The 18,150-nt window shown below is 65.9% G+C and carries 20 protein-coding genes and 3 pseudogenes; 12 read left to right on the top strand and 11 right to left on the bottom strand.

The window, feature by feature from the left end:
• Positions 1-699: a ubiquinone anaerobic biosynthesis accessory factor UbiT gene (gene ubiT, locus AB8P05_RS15395; protein WP_472759957.1), complete on the bottom strand. Its 699-nt coding sequence runs from the start codon at positions 697-699 to the stop codon at positions 1-3.
• 558 nt (positions 700-1,257) lie between these two features.
• Between ubiT and betB the strand changes: the two genes are divergently transcribed.
• Genes betB through AB8P05_RS15380 form a run of 3 tightly spaced genes read left to right on the top strand, consistent with a single transcriptional unit; the run spans position 1,258 to position 5,585 of the window.
• Entirely contained in the window at positions 1,258-2,727 is a 1,470-nt protein-coding gene (betB, locus tag AB8P05_RS15390) for a betaine-aldehyde dehydrogenase (RefSeq protein ID WP_472759956.1), read from the top strand.
• Positions 2,728-2,754: 27 nt separating this feature from the next.
• Positions 2,755-4,518: a choline dehydrogenase gene (betA, locus tag AB8P05_RS15385; RefSeq protein ID WP_472759955.1), complete on the top strand. Its 1,764-nt coding sequence runs from the start codon at positions 2,755-2,757 to the stop codon at positions 4,516-4,518.
• Positions 4,519-4,577: 59 nt separating this feature from the next.
• The gene (locus tag AB8P05_RS15380; protein WP_472759954.1) at positions 4,578-5,585 is read left to right on the top strand and encodes a choline ABC transporter substrate-binding protein; all 1,008 of its coding nucleotides are present in this window, start codon (positions 4,578-4,580) and stop codon (positions 5,583-5,585) included.
• A 71-nt stretch (positions 5,586-5,656) separates the two neighbouring features.
• Here AB8P05_RS15380 and AB8P05_RS15375 read toward each other — a convergent pair.
• The 3 genes and pseudogenes from AB8P05_RS15375 to AB8P05_RS15365 all read right to left on the bottom strand — a co-directional run bounded on the left by AB8P05_RS15375 (position 5,657) and on the right by AB8P05_RS15365 (position 7,314).
• A pseudogene (locus AB8P05_RS15375) lies at positions 5,657-6,303 on the bottom strand (IS6 family transposase).
• Positions 6,304-6,382: 79 nt separating this feature from the next.
• Positions 6,383-6,649, bottom strand: a pseudogene (locus AB8P05_RS15370) (response regulator); the annotation flags it as partial.
• Positions 6,568-7,314, bottom strand: a complete 747-nt coding sequence (locus AB8P05_RS15365) for a PAS domain-containing protein (protein ID WP_472759953.1) — start codon at positions 7,312-7,314, stop codon at positions 6,568-6,570. The gene AB8P05_RS15365 and the pseudogene AB8P05_RS15370, both read right to left, overlap by 82 nt.
• A gap of 324 nt (positions 7,315-7,638) precedes the next feature.
• On the opposite strand from AB8P05_RS15365, the pseudogene AB8P05_RS15360 reads away from it, so the two are divergent.
• Positions 7,639-7,845, top strand: a pseudogene (locus tag AB8P05_RS15360) (transglutaminase family protein); the annotation flags it as partial.
• A 30-nt stretch (positions 7,846-7,875) separates the two neighbouring features.
• On the opposite strand, the gene AB8P05_RS15355 reads toward AB8P05_RS15360, so the two are convergent.
• Entirely contained in the window at positions 7,876-8,223 is a 348-nt protein-coding gene (locus AB8P05_RS15355; protein WP_472759952.1) for a hypothetical protein, read from the bottom strand.
• A gap of 4 nt (positions 8,224-8,227) precedes the next feature.
• Positions 8,228-8,470, bottom strand: coding sequence for a hypothetical protein (locus tag AB8P05_RS15350; protein WP_472759951.1), 243 nt, complete (start codon positions 8,468-8,470; stop codon positions 8,228-8,230).
• Between the two features lie 143 nt (positions 8,471-8,613).
• On the opposite strand from AB8P05_RS15350, the gene AB8P05_RS15345 reads away from it, so the two are divergent.
• Positions 8,614-9,213 (top strand): hypothetical protein, encoded by a 600-nt coding sequence (locus tag AB8P05_RS15345; RefSeq protein WP_472759950.1) that lies wholly within the window; start codon positions 8,614-8,616, stop codon positions 9,211-9,213.
• Here AB8P05_RS15345 and AB8P05_RS15340 read toward each other — a convergent pair.
• From AB8P05_RS15340 to AB8P05_RS15330, 3 genes are all read right to left on the bottom strand, one after another.
• Positions 9,184-9,912 (bottom strand): YsnF/AvaK domain-containing protein, encoded by a 729-nt coding sequence (locus AB8P05_RS15340; RefSeq protein WP_472759949.1) that lies wholly within the window; start codon positions 9,910-9,912, stop codon positions 9,184-9,186. The two genes, AB8P05_RS15345 and AB8P05_RS15340, sit on opposite strands and share 30 nt — an antisense overlap.
• Positions 9,913-9,967: 55 nt before the next feature.
• A complete protein-coding gene (locus AB8P05_RS15335; protein WP_472759948.1) occupies positions 9,968-10,369 on the bottom strand; it encodes a DUF2382 domain-containing protein in 402 nt (133 codons plus the stop codon).
• A gap of 79 nt (positions 10,370-10,448) precedes the next feature.
• Positions 10,449-10,958, bottom strand: a complete 510-nt coding sequence (locus AB8P05_RS15330; protein WP_472759947.1) for a hypothetical protein — start codon at positions 10,956-10,958, stop codon at positions 10,449-10,451.
• A 353-nt stretch (positions 10,959-11,311) separates the two neighbouring features.
• Between AB8P05_RS15330 and AB8P05_RS15325 the strand changes: the two genes are divergently transcribed.
• The 7 genes from AB8P05_RS15325 to AB8P05_RS15295 all read left to right on the top strand — a co-directional run bounded on the left by AB8P05_RS15325 (position 11,312) and on the right by AB8P05_RS15295 (position 16,485).
• On the top strand, positions 11,312-12,505 hold the full coding sequence (locus AB8P05_RS15325; protein ID WP_472759946.1) for a histidine kinase dimerization/phosphoacceptor domain -containing protein: 1,194 nt from the start codon (positions 11,312-11,314) through the stop codon (positions 12,503-12,505).
• Between the two features lie 43 nt (positions 12,506-12,548).
• Entirely contained in the window at positions 12,549-13,136 is a 588-nt protein-coding gene (locus AB8P05_RS15320; RefSeq protein ID WP_472759945.1) for an exopolysaccharide biosynthesis protein, read from the top strand.
• 583 nt (positions 13,137-13,719) lie between these two features.
• A complete protein-coding gene (locus AB8P05_RS15315) occupies positions 13,720-14,040 on the top strand; it encodes a hypothetical protein (RefSeq protein ID WP_472759944.1) in 321 nt (106 codons plus the stop codon).
• 125 nt (positions 14,041-14,165) lie between these two features.
• A complete protein-coding gene (locus AB8P05_RS15310; RefSeq protein WP_472759943.1) occupies positions 14,166-14,363 on the top strand; it encodes a hypothetical protein in 198 nt (65 codons plus the stop codon).
• Between the two features lie 284 nt (positions 14,364-14,647).
• Complete coding sequence (locus AB8P05_RS15305) at positions 14,648-15,577, top strand: aldo/keto reductase (RefSeq protein WP_472759942.1); 930 nt, start codon at positions 14,648-14,650, stop codon at positions 15,575-15,577.
• A complete protein-coding gene (locus AB8P05_RS15300) occupies positions 15,577-16,248 on the top strand; it encodes a DUF6064 family protein (RefSeq protein WP_472759941.1) in 672 nt (223 codons plus the stop codon). Before AB8P05_RS15305 ends, AB8P05_RS15300 begins: the two co-directional genes overlap by 1 nt.
• A gap of 90 nt (positions 16,249-16,338) precedes the next feature.
• Positions 16,339-16,485, top strand: coding sequence for a hypothetical protein (locus AB8P05_RS15295; protein ID WP_455173257.1), 147 nt, complete (start codon positions 16,339-16,341; stop codon positions 16,483-16,485).
• Between the two features lie 76 nt (positions 16,486-16,561).
• On the opposite strand, the gene AB8P05_RS15290 is transcribed toward AB8P05_RS15295, so the two are convergent.
• Both AB8P05_RS15290 and AB8P05_RS15285 read right to left on the bottom strand, forming a co-directional pair.
• Positions 16,562-17,464 carry an SDR family oxidoreductase gene (locus AB8P05_RS15290; protein WP_455173256.1) on the bottom strand — a complete coding sequence of 301 codons (903 nt, stop codon included), beginning with the start codon at positions 17,462-17,464 and terminating at the stop codon, positions 16,562-16,564.
• Between the two features lie 115 nt (positions 17,465-17,579).
• Positions 17,580-18,089, bottom strand: a complete 510-nt coding sequence (locus tag AB8P05_RS15285; RefSeq protein ID WP_472759940.1) for a DUF2249 domain-containing protein — start codon at positions 18,087-18,089, stop codon at positions 17,580-17,582.
• Positions 18,090-18,150 lie beyond the last annotated feature (61 nt).

Below are 18,150 nucleotides of genomic sequence, written 5' to 3'. Positions count from 1 at the left end.
TCACGCCCCAGCCCCCGGATTTGCCCCCGGATTCGTCCCAGGAACGGTTCCGGTCAGGCGGGCTTCGATCCGCGCGCCGATCCGCTCGATCCCGCGCCGCAGCGGCGGCGGCAGCAGCCGGCGCGCCGCTTCGACGCGGTCCAGCACCGGCCCGGCATTCCGGCGCAGCACCGGCAGGGCACGGGCCAGCGGTCCGGCGATGGAGGCGGCGTCGGCTATCAGGTCCATCTCCTCCCCGTCCAGCGTGTTGCGCAGGGCCAGGATCAGGGCGGTGTCGCCGGAGATGGTCAGCTCGCGCCGGAAGAACAGGGCGTCGCCGTCGATGCGCCCCTCCAGCAGGTCGAGCAGCCGGGCATAGGGACCGCGGATGACGGCATCGGCCCCGGCCGCACCCTCCGCCCCGCGGGGCAGGGCATGCAGCGACAGCTCCGGCCCGACGCGCATCACCAGCGCGACCGGCGCATCCACCGGCTCGATCAGCACGCGGGCGTCCTGCATCTCGCGCAGAGCGTCGAAGGCGCGCGGGTGGCGTTCGGCCAGCACGCGGAGGAGCCGGGCCAGCAAGGCATCGCTGACCCTCTCCCCCAGCCGCGGGACGAGCCCGAGCCCGGCACGGCTCAGGCTGGCTTCGAAACGTCGGGCCCGGTCGTCGTCAATCGCGGTCGGTGCGACAGCGGGCTCACGCATGGGCTCACGCATGGGCGGAGTCCCTCCTTATCGGTCATTCCGCCGCCCATCAAATCCGCTAATCGCCCGCCGTCATTGACCTCGGTCAAGTTTAAGCTTCAAAACCCGTTCTCAGGCGGCGCTGGTAAGTCCCGCGCGGTCGATCAGGTCGTACAGTTCGCGGTCCTCGCGGCCGATGCGATGTTTCAGCGCAGCCACCACCTCGCGCCGCCCCCCGGTCCCGTGACAACGCCCCAGACCCCCATTCCCGCACCAACGTCCCTCGACGCCATTCCCGCCGCCAAAATCCGTTAACCTGGATCGGAGCCCTGCCGGCGGATGGCACGGCCTTGTCCCGCACGGGGCGGCCCGATCGCCGGGCCTGTGGCCGGCTGCCAGACCTCCGGGTTGTTTGGACACGACCATTCCGGAGAACGGAATCGCCACCCGGTCTTTTTAAATTGAACGTTCAATCAAAAAAATCAGGCTGTGCTCCTGGAATGATGGTGCTGCGAACCAATGCACTCTTGGACCCTGGGGCCGGGATTCTGGGGGCCCGGAATCTGGGACCGGGAGGATGGGAGACAGGACATGACGCGATTCGGACGGCAGGCCCATTACATCCACGGTCTTCCTGTCGCGGGCGAGGGTGAGGAGCGCTTCGCCACTGTCGATCCGACGACCGGCGAAACGCTGGCCGAGGTGGCGCAGGCGACGCCCGCCGATCTGGACCGCGCGGTGGACAGCGCGAGGGGCGGGCAGGCGGTGTGGGCGGCGATGACGGCGATGGAGCGGGCACGGGTGCTCCGCCGGGCGGTATCCCTGCTGCGGGAGCGCAACGACGCGCTGGCCGAGATCGAAACGCTGGACACCGGCAAACCGCTGAGCGAGACGCGTGCGGTCGACATCGCCACCGGCGCCGACGTGCTGGAATATTACGCCGGCCTGGCCCCGGCCCTGGAAGGGCGGCAGATCCCTCTGCGGCCAAGCTCCTTCGTCTATACCCGGCGCGAGCCGCTGGGGGTGGTGGCCGGGATCGGCGCCTGGAACTATCCGATCCAGATCGCGCTATGGAAATCGGCCCCGGCGCTGGCCGCCGGCAACGCCATGATCTTCAAGCCGAGCGAGGTGACGCCGCTGACCGCCCTTCATCTGGCGGCGATCTACAGCGAGGCCGGGCTGCCCGACGGCGTGTTCAACGTCCTGCAGGGCGACGGCCGGGTCGGCGCCATGCTGGCCACCCATCCCGGCATCGAGAAGCTGTCCTTCACCGGCGGCGTGGAGACCGGCAAGCGGGTGATGGCCGCGGCGGGCGGATCGACCCTGAAGGAGGTGACGATGGAGCTGGGCGGCAAATCGCCGCTGATCGTCTTCGCCGACGCCGACCTCGACCGCGCCGCCGACATCGCCATGATGGCGAACTTCTACAGCTCCGGCCAGGTCTGCACCAACGGCACCCGCGTGTTCGTCCACCGCGGCATCGCGGCGGCCTTCGAAGAGCGGCTGCTGACCCGCGTGCGCCGCATCCGCATGGGCGATCCGCTGGATCCCGACACCAATTTCGGCCCGCTCGCCAGCTTCGCCCACCACGACAAGGTGCTGCGCTACATCGAGGCCGGCAAGGCGGAAGGCGCGCGGCTGCTGGCCGGTGGTGGTGTTCCGGAAGGGCCGGCCTTCGCGCGCGGCGCCTATGTGGCGCCCACCGTCTTCGCCGATTGCCACGACGGCATGACCATCGTGCGCGAGGAGATTTTCGGCCCGGTCCTGTCGATCCTGACCTTCGACGACGAGGACGAGGTCATCGCGCGGTCCAATGCCACCAGCTACGGCCTCGCCGCCGGGCTGGTCACCAGCGATCTGGCCCGCGCCCATCGGGTGATCCACCGGCTGGAGGCCGGCATCTGCTGGATCAACGGCTGGGGTGAATCGCCGCCCGAGATGCCGGTCGGCGGCTACAAGCAGTCGGGCATCGGCCGCGAGAACGGTGTCGAGACGCTCGACCACTACACCCGGGTCAAATCGGTTCAGGTCGAACTGGGACCCTATTCATCGGTGTTCTGAGCCCGCTTTTCAGAGAAGGGGTCTTCGATGTCGAAACAACCGACCTCCGGGGCCGCTGCGCCGGAGAACGGCGCCGCCGTGCCCGCCATCTCCCCCGCGGCGGGCGAGTATGACTACATCATCGTCGGCGCCGGGTCGGCCGGCAACGTGCTGGCCTGCCGCCTGACGGAGGATGCCGGCGTCAGCGTCCTGCTGCTGGAGGCCGGCGGACCCGACCACCGGCTGGACTACCGCACCCAGATGCCGGCGGCGCTGGCCTTTCCGCTCCAGGGCCGCCGCTACAACTGGGCCTTTGAAACCGAGCCCGAACCGCACATGGACAACCGCCGGATGGAGTGCGGGCGCGGCAAGGGGCTGGGCGGATCGTCGCTGATCAACGGCATGTGCTACATCCGCGGCAACGCGCTGGATTATGACGGCTGGGCCGAGCTGCCGGGTCTGGAGGACTGGAGCTATCTCGACTGCCTGCCTTACTTCCGCAAGGCGGAGACGCGCGACGCCGGCCCCAACGCCTATCATGGCGGCGACGGCCCGCTGTTCGTCACCACCGCCAAGCCCGGCGTCAACCCGCTCTACGAGGCGATGGTGGAGGCCGGGGTGCAGGCCGGCTATGGCCGCACCGACGACCTGAACGGCTACCGCCAGGAGGGTTTCGGCCCGATGGACCGCACGGTGACCACGCAGGGCCGGCGGTGCAGCACCGCCCGCGGCTATCTGGACCTCGCGCGCGGGCGGCTGGGGCTGACCATCGTCACCCATGCGCTGACCGACCGCATCCTGTTCGACGGACGCCGCGCCGTCGGCGTCGCCTATCTGCGCAACGGCACGCCGGTCACGGCGCGGGCGCGGCGGGAGGTGCTGCTGTGCGCCGGGGCCATCGCCTCTCCGGCGATCCTGCAACGCTCGGGCGTGGGCCCGTCGCCGCTGCTGCGCGAACTGGGCGTCCCGGTGGTGGCCGACCTGCCGGGGGTCGGCGGCGATCTCCAGGACCATCTGGAGATGTACATCCAGTATCACTGCCGCCAGCCGGTGTCGCTCTATCCGGCGCTGAAATGGTGGAACCAGCCGGCCATCGGCGCCGAATGGCTGTTCATGGGCACCGGCATCGGCGCCAGCAACCAGTTCGAGGCCGGCGGCTTCATCCGCACCGGCGACGATGTGCCCTGGCCCAACATCCAGTATCATTTCCTCCCTGTCGCCATCAGCTACAACGGCACCAACGCGGTGGAGGCGCACGGCTTCCAGGCCCATGTCGGCTCGATGCGCTCGCCCAGCAAGGGGCGCGTCCACGCCCGCTCGCGCGATCCGGGGCAGGCGCCAAGCATCCTGTTCAACTATATGGCCGATCCGCAAGACTGGCAGGAGTTCCGCGCCGGCATCCGCATCACCCGCGACATCATGCGCCAGCGCGCGCTCGCTCCCTACCGCGGGGAGGAGATCAGCCCCGGCGCCCATTGCGTCACCGACGCCGACCTCGACGCCTTCGTCCGCCACCATGCCGAGACGGCCTACCATCCCTGCGGCACCTGCCGGATGGGGACCGACGACGGCGCGGTGGTCGACGGACAGGGTCGGGTTCATGGGCTGGAGGGGCTGCGCGTCATCGACGCCTCGATCATGCCGCGCATCATCACCGGCAACCTGAATGCGCCGACCATCATGATGGCGGAAAAGCTGGCCGACGCGGTGCGCGGCCGTCCGCCGCTGCCGCGCGCCGACGTGCCCTATTACGTCGCCGACGCGGCCATCAGACAGAAGGAGCCAGTAAAGGACCAACGGCTGCGGGCCTGAGACCCGCTCCCCGCACAGCGAGAACGACAACGACAACCACAAGCAAGGAGAACAGGGACATGGCCAAGACATTCGGTAAATTCTCCGCCGGCAAATTCTCCGCCGCCAAACTCTCCGCTTTGGCTGTCGGCCTGATGCTGGCGACCGGGACCGCCGTCCTGCCGGCGGGGACAGCGCAGGCCGCCGATCCGGCATCCTGCAAGGCGGTGCGTTTCGGCGATGTGGGATGGACCGACATTGCGGCAACGACGGCGCTCGCCTCCGTCACGCTCGAAGCACTGGGCTACAAGCCGACCACCAGCGTCTCGTCGGTGCCGGTGGTCTATCTCGGGCTGAAGACCAAGTCGCTGGACGTGTTCCTGGGCAACTGGATGCCCACCATGGAGACCTTCATCAAGCCGGTGCTGGAGGACGGCTCGGTCGAGGTGACGCGGGTCAATCTGGAGGGCGCCAAATACACGCTGGCCGTCCCCACCTATGCCGCCGAGGCCGGGCTGAAGAGCTTCAAGGATCTGGCGAAGTTCAAGGACAAGCTGGACGGCAAGATCTACGGCATCGAGGCCGGCAACGACGGCAACCTGATCATCGACAAGATGCTGAAAGCCGACGCCTTCGGGCTGAAGGACTTCAAGATGGTGGAGTCCAGCGAGGCCGGCATGCTGGCGGAGGTGAAGCGCGCGGTCCGCGCCAAGAAATGGATCGTCTTCCTGGGCTGGGCGCCGCATCCCATGAACAAGACGATGGACATCACCTATCTCGCCGACGGCGACGACTGGTTCGGTCCGAATTTCGGCGGCGCCACCGTCAGCACCAACGTGCGCAAGGGTTATGCCGCCGAATGCCCGAACATCGGCAAGTTCCTCTCCAATCTGGTCTTCACCGTGGATATGGAGAATTCGGTGATGGACGGCATCATGAATGGCGGCCGCAAGCCGGAAGCGGTGGCGGCCGATTGGCTGAAGAAGAATCCCGGCATCCTGAAGACCTGGCTGTCCGGCGTCACCACGCTGGACGGCAAGGATGGTCTGGCCGCCGTGCAGGCCAAGCTGGCCGCGCTCAAATCCTGACCTGACGCCTCCTTTCCGGCTTTGTCACGAAAACCGGGCCGGCGCGCAGCATGCTTCGAATCCCCGGCAGCTCACGCCGCAGCGGTCGCTGCCTGCCAGTCGGCCCTGGCCTGCGCCCGGACGGTGCGCAGGGTACGGCGGGGGACCAGGAAGCGCTGAGTGGACGCGGACGATTTGAACCGCTGCATCGTCCGCTCCCGTCGCCGCACCGGCTGGTGCGAGACTTCTGCCCGGTTGTTCGTTCGCCGCCCTTGTTCATGGAGGGCCGTCAGACCGATTTCGCGGAAGGCGGCCCTTTAGGAAAGGAGCTTGTCGGTCGTGACCATGATGGGGGCGAAGCCATACTTCTTCAGCAGCTTGCGCATCAATCTCAAAGCCGCAGCCTTGTCGCGCCAGCGCTGGACGAGCATCTCCGACACCTCGCCTTCATCATCAACAACCCGCCACAAATACATCAGCTTTTCACTGTCCCTGATCACCATCTCTTCCAATGCCAGCGCCGGCTGGGTTTCGGCCGAAGGCACCGCGAGTTGCAAGCAATGGGCGGCCCGAACTTCACGACCCAGCGGCGTACGGTTTCGTAAGACACGTCGATGCCGCGTTCAGCCCGCAGTTCCTCGACGTCCCGGCCGCTCAGAGTGAACCGCAGACAAAGCCAGATCGCATGCTGGATAATCGCGGGCGGGAAGTGGTGGCGGGCGTGCGAGAGCCGCGACATCCCGCGAGGTTACCGTCAGATCGCCAGGCCACCATCCCAGGCCACCATCGTTGATGTGACAATGCCTCCCGAGCCATTCCTGCGACTTACGCCGTCGTGTCAATCGACGTAGCACACGCGATACGTCGTCAACGGCGTAGGGCTTGTGCAGCAGATCGAAGCCGTGCCGCCCCTCTTCGGCCAGCACATGGCTGTAGCCGGAAGTCAGCACCACTGGAAGACCAGGAAAGCGCTGCCGGATTTCCCTTCCCAGCTCAATGCCGCTCATCCCCGGCATGACCACGTCCGAGAACACCACGTCGAACCGGGCAGCATCCTCTTCAAGGAGCGTGAGAGCCTCACGCGCGCATCCTGGTAGTAATGGTTCAACTCCACCGGCACGCGCTCACCCATCGCGCGGCGGTAGGCCGCCTCGACCGGCGTTCCGACCGAGGCGGGGAACAGCTCCCGGCGGGTTTTTCCCAGGATCTCGCTCGCGGGCCGGCCGTCGATCCGCAGGCCTTCGGCATTGATCTCGGTGACGCGGTAATCCTCGTCGAGAACAAGGAAGCCCTCGCTCATCGCCGCCAGCAAACTGCTGTATCGCGCGTTGCTGGCGTCGACGGCAGCCCGGGCCAGATGAACCTCGGTGACATCGTGACCCTCGCAGAAGATCCCGGTGACGCGACCGGCCTCGTCCCACACGGGCTCGTAGATGAAGTCGAGGAAGCGCTCCTCCGCCATCGGACCGGGCGAGCACCGGAGACGGATCGGCTGGTGATGGGCAGCGAAGCGCTTGCCGCTGGCGTAAACGTCGTCGAGCTGCTCGAAGAATCCTTGCCCGACGAGTTCGGGGAAGACCTCGCGCACGGTCCTGCCGACGAAGTCACGATCACCGAACAGGCGCCTGTAAGCCTGGTTGACGAACTCGAAGGTATGATCCGGCTGAGCCAGCACCGCCACAAAGCCTGGCGCCTGCTCGAACAGCCGTCGCTGACGCTCGGTCTCGGCTGCAAGCCGCTGCTCGGCCATGATCTGACCCGTGATTTCCTCCGGATGGTGAGCCGGTATGGCCCAACTCAAGCTGAGCCAGGCAAGATGTCATTCCCGGTTCATGGAAGAAGGCGTGAAATGGGGAACCGAGCTGGGACTGTAAAGACGCCGTGCGAACATCTGTTCCAACTTGCTTCACCGCCAGCGGTTTCTCCGGGGGAAGCCTGAAGTCTTAAAATCGCACGCATTGTCGAGATATAGCGCCTGTAGTCCCTCACAGGCTGGCCAGGGGCAGTCTATGGCCTTTGTCGTGTAAGGGAGGGAGTTTATCGTAATCGCAGAATCCTGTTTGTCATAACGCTCCCTCATGCGCCGATGGATTTCGCGGCCTGGATGGAGGTGTATCAGGGCGGCCGCTGGCATGTCTTCGACCTGCGGAACAACGCTCTCCGGATCGGGCGCATCCTGATCGCACAGGGACGCGATGCGGCCGACGTGCCGCTCACCCACACCTTCGGCTCCAACACGCTGACGGAGTTCCAGGTCTGGACGGATGAGGTGGCCGCCTGATTCCCCCGCCCCGTGGGCACCGCCGTCCAGTCACGCCTGACCGGCGACCGCAGCATCCTGCGCCATCGAGGGCCCCGGAGGGACAGACGCGTGGGCACGCTCCCGGCGCGGCAGCAAGGCGATCCGATGCAGTTCCTCCACCCAGGGCGACGGGTAGCTGTCGGTGCCGAAGATCCAGGCGGTGGAGACGCACCCGTTCTTCGCGCGCAACAGCACGCGGGCGTCGTGGCCGTCCTTTCCGGCATGATTGGCGGCCTGCACCGCGGCGATGAGGGCGCCGACCTGACCGTCTAGGAAGGGGCCGTAGCGCTCCCCTTCCAGCATGATGAACCAGCCATCCGTTTGGCATGACACGATGTAATGGGCGGAAAGGCTCATGGGGTCACCCTTTCTTCGTGGCGGTCATGCCGACCGCGGCACAGGCCGTGGTGAGACGGGTCAGCAGGGCGCCCTGCAGCAGGCTGGCGTGGCCCGGTGGTGGGTAGCCAGGGGGCAGCCGATCGGATGGGGCCTTGTGAGGTACCGGATGCCAACGGCGTTCGGCGTCCCCCCAGCGCAGCTGTTCGCGCAGCATGTCGGCACCATGGGCGTGTCGCCCGTCGATGGAGTGGAACAGGGTGGTCATGCGCGTTCCTCCGGTCGATGTGCGAACGGCGGTATGCCCGCAATTGGCGGAATTGCCGAATACGGAGTTTCCGTGGCTGCCCTTGGAGTTCCGGCGGCACCGGCACAGGACCAGCGGACAGAAAAGGGTTCCCCCGCCGCCGATTGGGCCAGCACGACACTGGCGAAGCCGAGGCGTTCCGCCGCCCTGGCTTCGCGAATGGCTTTGGCGAGCGCATCTGCTCGGTCGATGCAGGGCGGATAGACGAAGCCGTCCGCCCGGACGATCCAACCGGAATGCGATTTCAAGATGAAGAAGGCGAGCCTTGTCCTGGCATCCATGGGTGCTCTCCGATCTGGGCCGGTCTGCCGGCAATGGCGGCAGCGATCGTGCCGTTTGGATCGAGTCACGCCAGGAAGAGCTTCAGACCTGAAATCATCAGCAGAAAAAGAGAGCCTGGAGTGGCCTCAGAAGAGGCTAACTGGGGATTGAATAATGTATGTTCAATCAATATTAAGGATAGCTCTGGGGTATCTGACGATCTGCAAGAGCGGGTCGCACCGGCTTCGTCATCCGGTATCTTTCCGGAAATTATAAGAACCAACGTTCCTGTGGAGGTCTTCGGCAGACCAACCTTCGCCTCGGCCACAGCCGGGATGGTTGCGGTCGAGGCAGCGGCTGTCTTGTCGTCCTTATGGGCGGTTCAGGTCCGCCTTTTTCATGCGTTTCTTAAATCAGCGCTTGTTGCTGGGCTTGCCGCCTGACGTGCCGGCGACCGGCTCCACCTTGACATCGGTGCGGCGGGCGACAGCCTCCACGGTCTTCTCCTGTTCGGACGCCGTCTTGGACAGCACGACCTCCTCGACGACGCGGGCCTCCTTGGTGATCTCCGGCATTTCGGAGGTCGCCGTCAGCTCGATGGTCTTGTCATCGAAGGCGACCTTCTCCTCGTCTGCGCTCAGGGGGCGGTCGACCGTGCGATGCTCCACGTCCACCGCCTCGTCGCGCAGCGTCACGGTTTCCCGGACCGGCGTCTCGCTGACCTGCGAGGTGAGCCTCATCCCGCCCTTGGCGACCCGGCGCTTGCCGATCTCGACCTCCTCCTTCACCGACTGGAGGGTTTCCTGCTCGACGGTGCCGCCATTGCCCGCCTTCTGCACCGCCGGAGCCTCGGGCAGGTCAACGGACCCGTTTTCATCGAGGATGGCTTCCGCCGCGTCGGCGTCCTGGTCGGCGATGTCGGCCGCGAGCAGGGTGTGGCCCTGGCGGACGGCCGCGCCATACTGCTCGGCCAGTTCCTTCTCGAAGCCGTGCCCCAGCAGGCCCTGGGCGGCCTTGTCAGCGCTGTCGGCGCCGCCGAAGGTTTCGATGTCCGTTTCCTGGCAGCCCGCCGCGATCAGGGCCTGGAAGGCCTTCTTGGCGGAACCGGTTTCCTTGTAAAGTCCGACGACGATCGTGCTCATGATGCTCTCCAAATGGATTTCAGATGGTCTGGGATGTTCAGGCATTCCCGGCCGCTCAGGCTGCAGGAGCGTCCGGTGGCGGGGCCTGGTCGACGACCACCTCCTGACGGCGCACCATGACGTGGTCGGTCATCCTGCGGGTCGTGATGCGGCGGGTGATGCGGACCTCTTCCACCAGCTTCAGGCGGACCTCCACGGTGGCCACCTCCTCGATCACCGAGATGACGGTCGTGTCGCCGTCCTGGCGGTCGGGGATCGGGCCATCGACGAAGCGACCGACAGCGACCCGCTCGACCTCAAGCGTCTCCCCCGACAGGTCGACTTCGACAGGCTGCTCGTGTTCGTGGCTGAGGGTGCGGGCGTGAACCGCTCCGGTCACCTGCGTGCGCTTGTGCACGCTCACCCGCTCCTCGACGGCGAGAAGCGTCTGCGGCTCCTTATCGTCCGAGTTGCTCAACGGAGGTCCTCCTGCGGTTCTGGTGCCGCGGTTCCGCGGGGCCAGGAAGCTGGAAAGAGGCGGCTGGATCCCGACGGTGTCAGAGGCCGGGCCGGGCCGGGTTGTACTTGGCGTCTTCCGCAAAGCGGGATGCAGCCTGGGAAATGCGGACATTGACCTCGAAGAAGGCCAGCCAGCCGCCGAGCAGATAGCGGCTGCCCGCCATCATGATGTCCTGCGGGCCGTGCGCCCGGAGCATGCTGCTCATCATCTCGTTCTGGCGGTCGACCGCCTGGTTCATGAAGGTGACGGCCTCCGAGAAGACCCCTCCATAACCCGCGGTCAGAGCATTGCCGGATTCCGTCGCCCGCCCGGCTTCCGGAAGACCACCCATGTTGCCGGCGCCGGGCAGCTTCGGCGGCCAGGGCCTCGGCTGCTGGTCCACGCTGCGGGAGGCCTGCGCTGCCGCTGCGCCGGCTTTTGGTGCTTGCTCTTCACTGGCGCTGCGGATGCTGGGCCTCTTGGATGCCTCGGCGTTGGCCGCGGCTTCGTCGCTGGCGCTGTGAATGGTCGGTCGGGTGGTGGAGGTCGGGTGCGTGCCGTCGTCCATGTCGTCTCCATGACTGTTCGGGATGATGGTTGGGTGCAGGCAGGGAGCGTCGGGCTCGACCTGAATGACTTAGTCTCATATTATGCTGCACCGCAAAAATTCAACCGGTATGGAAATATTATTTGAAGAAACCCACTAAAAATCGCAAGAAAAAAGAGGCTATATTTGGCATCACATAATTTCTGCCTTTCAAATTCGCGGCTCCGAGCAAATTATTTTTCCTGAAAACTGTTACATTTTCCTTGTCTGACCAGACATCTGGCGATGTGTCGGCGCCACTTTTGCGCATAATGAGCCTGTGGTCCGCACCTGTATCTTTTCAAAAGGAAACCACCAGACGCAGGGAGCGCTGCATGCCCGGAAATCCCCGCGACCAGAAGGACGCCGAGCAGATGGTCAAGGCGGAGGAGGCGCGCGGCGGTCCCTTCGTGGTGGCTGCGGAATCCACCCTGATGCCGATGCTGATCGCCGATCCGACCCTGCCGGACGTGCCGATCGTCTTCGTCAATGCCGCGTTTATCAAGCTGAGCGGCTATACGCGCGAGGAGATCCTGGGCAGGAACTATCACCTACTGTCCGGCGTCGACACTGACCCGGAGGTGGCACGTGCCATCGACCTGACCGTGCGCGCCGGGGAGGCCATCGTGCGCCCGGTGCAGCTCTACCGGAAGGACGGAACGCGGCTGTGGATGCTCCAGCATGTCGCCCCAGTCTTCGAGGAGGACCGCATCCGCTACCACTTCGCGTCCTTTGTCGACATCACCGAGCGCAAGACGGCGGAAGACGAATTGCGGCAGCTCAACGAGGATCTCGACCGCCGCGTCTCGCTGCGCACCGAGCGGCTGGACGAACTCAACCGCCAGCTCGCCGGTGAAGTCGAGCGCCGCGTTGACGTGGAGCGGGTGCTGCGCAACACGCTTCACGACAAGGATATGCTGCTGCGCGACAAGGACGACCTGATGCGGGAGGTGAACCACCGGGTCAAGAACACCTTGCAGATGGCCTCGTCCTTCCTGCGCATCCAAATGAGCATCGCTCAGAGCCAGGAACCGGCCGTCCAGGAGGCGCTGCACAGCGCCGTGGAACGGCTGGACCGCATGGCCGAGATCCACGAGAAGCTCTACCGGGCGCAGGGGCTGCAGGAGATTGAGTTCGGTGGATATCTGGGGATGCTGTGCCGCGACCTGCTGGCGTCCTTTGTGGCCGCGCACGGTTTGCGGGTGGTGCTGGATATCGATGCCGACGAAGCGTTTCTGAAACCGGACCAAGCCATCCCACTCGCCCTGATCGCCAACGAGGCGATGATCAACGCGCTGAAATATGCTTTCCCGAATGGACGCTCCGGCCGCATCGCCGTCTCATTCCGCCACACCTCACGCAGCCTTCTGTGCATGACCATCGGTGACGATGGCGTCGGCATGCCCGACGAGGGACGCGAAGGTTCGCTCGGCCTCACCCTGATGGAGTTGCTGGCCGAACAGATCGAAGCCAGCGTGACCGTCAGGTCCGACAAAGGCACCACCGTCACGGTGTCAATCCCCGCATGACCGCGCGATAGCGACGATGCCAAACCGCCGGAGCACGGGGGCCATGACGCTGCATATTCCGACATCCGAGGTTCTGCGTCGCTTGCTGGCCGAGGCTCCGGCGGATTGCGTGACGTTCGGCTGGCTGCTGGACAAGCTCCACAAGCGCTCCTTCGGCATCGTTCTGCTGCTGCTGGCGCTGATCGGGCTGGCGCCGGGAACGTCGCCGCTCGTCGGACTGCTGCTGACCATTCCCGCTCTCCAGATGATCCTGGCGCGCGAGAGTCCGGTTTTTCCCCTTATGATCACATCCCGGCGCTTTTCGACACGGCGCCTGGTCCGGCTGGTCGATCGTGCCGTGCCGGTGTTGAGGCGCATGGAGAGGGTCATACACCCGCGTTGGAAGACTCCGTTCGACGCGACGACACGCGTGGTCGGGCTGGTTGTCCTGGCGCTGACAAGCGTCTTCTTCGTCCCGATTCCCTTAAGCAACATCGTGCCGGCGGTGACGATCATGCTGATCGCCCTGGCTTATCTCGAAGAGGACGGGGTGTTGCTGGCGCTGTCCCTGGCGGCTGCTGCCGCCGTCCTCTTCGTCGCGACTTTCACCATCTGGCAATCGGTCAAGGCGGTCCGGTTCATGGCTTCTTGAGCCGGGCATCGCGACGGCGTCGCAGCGACCTGCCGCGATGGAGCGGAGAGAATGGATCGCACCCCACATCAAGAATGTAAAAGCGCATAGCTACCAAACAAAATTAAGCAAACGGAATTAGGTATCGATTATTGTATCTGCAAATATTTGGAAGCGGCCATTGTTATACAATTTATTGCCGCCATATTAATTACATAGTTCTTAACAGGAGGTCGCGGTGACGTTCAGACACACGACGCTATCAAAGTGGACTTCTTCAGAGCGCGCAGCCTGGGCTTTGTCCGCGCCGAAATGGAAGAGCATGGCCTATCTGACACTTGGCATGTCGGTCGGCTTTCTTGCAGGGTTGGTGTTCTCGGGCTTCAGCGGATAGCGTGTCTGCTGCAAGATGAACCTTCTGCAAAGACGACGACTGCGCTGACCACCCGGACCATCTGCAGGGCGCTATCCACCGCAAGCCTGTCGATTCGAACGGGCACCTCCCTCCCCATCAAAATGCGAGTACCGGGTCATTCGTCCAACCGGCGACCTGACCTGGAGAGCATCTTCAGAAATCGCCGGACACGCACGGGAGCATCTTCCGATGAGCACCGCATTCACCCGCACAACCACCAGGACCGTGACGTTCACCCGTCCCTTCGAATTGAACGGCCTGGACGGAGTGCAGCCGGCGGGGAGCTACGTCGTGGAAACCGACGAGGAGCTGATCGACTCGCTCTCTTTCCCCGTGTACCGCCGTACTGCGACCTGGATCCATCTGCCGCATGCCGATGAACGCTCCAATGGAGGGTTGGGTATGGCCCAGACAGCGCTCATCGACCCGGATGAACTGGACAGGATCCTGGCATCTGCGGAAACGGAGCCCCAGTACGGTTCGCAGGGGCATGGTTCACAGGGCCAGTGAAACCGGATGAGGACTGGCTGGGTGCCTTCACCCTCATACCGGGGTGACTGTCACCGCGAGGAACACACGAGATCGGTACAGTCAGTCCAGTTCCTATTGGACCGCACCGGAGAGGAGAAGCCGTCATGCAAGCCACCCACCCAAGCAAGCGCCCGTCGTCGGTCCTTTTTCAGCGCGGGAAGATGTTCATTCAGACCGCTTCGGCGCTCCCGGTTGCCGTGAGCATCGCCGATAAGCGGCAACACGAGCTGGAGCGTGGCGCCCGGCTTCGTGGCTGGGACGACGACGGTGGTGCGCAGCCGCAGGAGTACGCCAAGGAGTGAAGCGCTGCTCAAGAGGACAGCTCGATAGGCGCCAGCTAAACGACGCCGCCATTATCAACGAAACAAAGCAAGGCACAGTTTTTCCAGTGTTTACGCGCGGCTCAACCGGTGCCGCCCTTCCTGAACGGCGTTGAAGCCACATGCCGGCCCGCCCGCCCGGCATCGTTGCGCCACAGCAAGCACATTTCCGAAAGATCGGGTAAGGCGGTCCCGGCTTGCGCGCACTACCTGACTGTCCAGACCGCCGACAGGCTTGGCGACATGGGCGCAGGAGGGAAGGGAGCATGACAGCGACAAGACGGGCGATCCTGCAGGGTGCCCTGGCCGCGACGGCCATGGCGATTCAGCCGGCGTTCGCCCAAGCACAGGCCGACCGGCAGGCCGGCGAACCGGCGACGCGGCGCATTCCATCCACGGGCGAGGCGATTCCGCCCGTGGGGCTCGGCACCTGGATCACCTTCAATGTCGGCGACGACGACGAACTGCGCGACGAATGCGCGGCGGTGATGGACGCCTTCTTCCGGGCCGGCGGCGGGATGATCGACTCCTCCCCCATGTACGGCTCCGCACAGCAGGTGGTCGGATACGGCCTGCGCAAGCTGGGGCAGCCCAAGAGCCTGTTCTCGGCCGACAAGGTGTGGATTTCCTCCGGCAGCCGCGGGCCGTCGCAGATCGAACAGTCGCGCGGCCTGTGGGGCGTGCCGCGCTTCGACCTGCTGCAGGTCCACAACCTGCTGTCCTGGGAGGAGCATCTGCAGACGCTGTCCGCGATGAAGGCGGCCGGCCAGCTCCGCTATGTCGGGATCACCACGTCCGAAGGCCGGCGCCACGACCTGCTGGAGACGATCATGGCCAGCCGGCCGCTCGACTTCGTGCAGCTCACCTACAACATCGTCGACCGCGAGGTGGAGGAGCGTATCCTGCCGCTGGCGGCGGATCGCGGGATCGGCGTCATCGTCAACCGCCCGTTCCAGCAGGGCGTGCTGCTGCGCCGGCTGTCCGGCCAGCCGCTGCCCGCCTGGGCCGCCGACATCGGCGCGTCCAGCTGGGCGCAGGTCGTCCTGAAATTCATCATCTCCCATCCCGCCGTCACGGTCGCCATACCGGCGACCAGCAAGGTCGCGCATGTGCGGGAAAACATGGCTGCAATGGGCGGGCCGATGCCCGACGCCGCGATGAGGAAGCGCATGGCCGACCATGTGAGGGCGCTCTGATGCCGGAATGGTGGACCTATTCGGCCGAGGATTTCCTGCTGTTCAGCCCGCGCACCTACTGGCGGCTGATCGAACGCCACAACGAGGCGCTGTGGCCGGCGCAGTTGCCGGCCCTGCTGCTCGGCGTGGCGATCCTGTGGCTTCTGCTCAGGCCGCGGCCATGGTCGCACCGGGCGGTCGCGGGAAGCCTCGCGGTCCTGTGGGCCTGGGTCGCCTGGAGCTTCCTGTGGGAGCGCTACACCACCATCAATTGGGCGGCAGCCTACATTGCACCGCTGTTCGCGCTGCAGGCCGTGCTGCTGGCGCTGATCGGCAGCCGGCTGCGCTGGTCGTTCGGTTGGACCGGGCGGGGAGTGGCGGGGCTCGGGCTGTTCCTCTACGCCCTTGTCCTGCACCCGCTGACGGCGCCGCTGACCGGGCGGTCGATGCGGGGAGCGGAGGTCTTCGGCATCCTGCCGGACCCGACCGCCATCGCCACCTTGGGACTGGTCATGATGGCGGCCGGGCGCTGGTCTTGGCTGCTGATCGTCATCCCGCTGGCCTGGTGCCTTGCCGGCTGGCTGACCCTGTACGGCATGGGGGCGGCGGAAAGCCGGGTCCTGCTGGCGGCGGCGGGGACAGGGGCGGTGCTCGCCGTCCTGCCCGTCGCGCGCCGACGCGTTCCGAAATGAACCCACCTGTGGGGCCACTCACAGCACCGGGGCGACGATGCGCCCAGGATCGCTCCGACGACGCCAACGGCCTCCGGACGGAGCGATCCCATGAGTATCCTGTTCATCGCCATCGCCGTGTCGATCCTCAGCATCGGGTTGCTGATCGGGATCGACCTCTGCATCGACCTGCCTGCTGACCGGGCGGGTAGCCTCCACTGCAACGGCAGAAGGCTTGGCGAGGACATCATGGGATAGCGGCAGGACATTGGTGCGGCCATGGCCCCCGGCACCGGACCGGCGGCCACTTGTCTTCAATGCAACGGCGTCCCCGTTACGGTTGGCCGCTGCCGCCGGCGGCACCATAGATGTGGCCGGTGGTGTAGCTGCCGTCCTCCGCCGCGAGCTGGACATAGATGCCGGCAAGCTCGGCCGGCTGGCCGGGGCGGCCCAGCGGGGTCTGGCCGCCGAACTGCTTCAGCTTCTCCTGGGTGGCGCCGCCGCTGACCTGCAGCGGGGTCCAGATCGGGCCGGGGGCCACGCCGTTGACGCGGATGCCCCTGGAGGCGAACTGCTTGGCCAGCGACTTGACGTAGTTCATCGTCGCCGCCTTGGTCTGGGCATAGTGGTACAGCTCCGGCGTCGGGTCGTAGGATTGTTCCGACGTGGTGCCGATGATGACCGAGCCGGGCTTCAGATGCGGCAGCGCCGCCTTGATGGTCCAGAACGGCGCGTAGATGTTGGTCTTCATCGTCGCGTCGAACTCCTCGCTGGTCAGGTCGAGGATGGATTCGCAGGCCTGCTGCCGCGCGGCGTTGCACACCAGGATGTCGAGCCCGCCGAGCCCGGCGACGGCATCCGCCACCATCTGCCGGCAGAACGCCTCGTCGCGCAGGTCGCCGGGGATGGCGACGGCCTTGCGGCCCGCCGCCTCGATCAGTGCCACGACCTCGCGGGCGTCCGGCTCCTCGGTCGGGAAATAGTTGATGGCGACGTCGGCGCCCTCGCGGGCATAGGCGATGGCGGCGGCCCGTCCCATCCCGGAATCGCCGCCGGTGATCAGCGCCTTCCGCCCGGCCAGCCGGCCGGAGCCCTTGTAGCTGGTCTCGCCATGGTCCGGCGGCGGGTCCATGTCACGCGCCAGCCCCGGCCAGGGCTGCGACTGTCCCTTGAAGGGCGGCTGGGGATATTTGTACCGCGGGTCCTGCGGCGATACGGTGTCGTCACTCCGGTCCATGCGCGTCTCCTTGGTCGGGCGTCACACACAGAACCGGGCGGGGCCGGAATGGTTGCCGGCCGGAATGGGCGGCAGCCATACCGAAACCGGGAACGGCCGCCCCGCCACCCTGTCCTCAGCCGCACATGCCCCCGCAGCAGGAGCCGTTGCGCCGCGCCAGCAGCCGTTCATAGGCGATGCTGACGACGCCGGCCGGCGGGATGACGCCCTGCAGCAGCGACAGCACGTCGGCCGGCAGCGTGCCCGGCGGGCAGTCCGTCACCTCGCAGACCGACGCGCCGCTGCCGTCGGGACCCAGCCGCGCGTCGTCGGCGGCGACCGTGACGTCGCCGTTGCGGTCGATGCGCACGCGCAGGCTGGTCGCCGCCGCCCCTTCCGGACGGGCGATGCGGACCTGCCAGACCTCGGGACCCTGCCGCAGATATTCCCAGGAGAAGCCGGCGCCGAACAGGTTGAGGAGCTGATGGTGCAGCGGGCGCGGATCATGGTCGTTGACCAGCGAGAAACCGTCGCCGGGGTTCAGATCCTGCACCGACTGGAAGATCAGCTGGTGGCGCTGGTAGGGCGGGATCGCGCGGAGGTCGAGGAGCGGTTCGGCCTGCGTTGCATGGTTGGTGGTCGGCATCGTCGTCCGTCTGGCTGTGGGGGAGCGGCAGGATCGCCTGCACCGCTGTAACCCGGATCGC

The organism is Azospirillum sp. VT-I1, from assembly GCF_055698305.1.
Note: the sequence above shows the minus strand (reverse complement) of the source record. Positions and strands in the feature narration are given on the sequence as shown.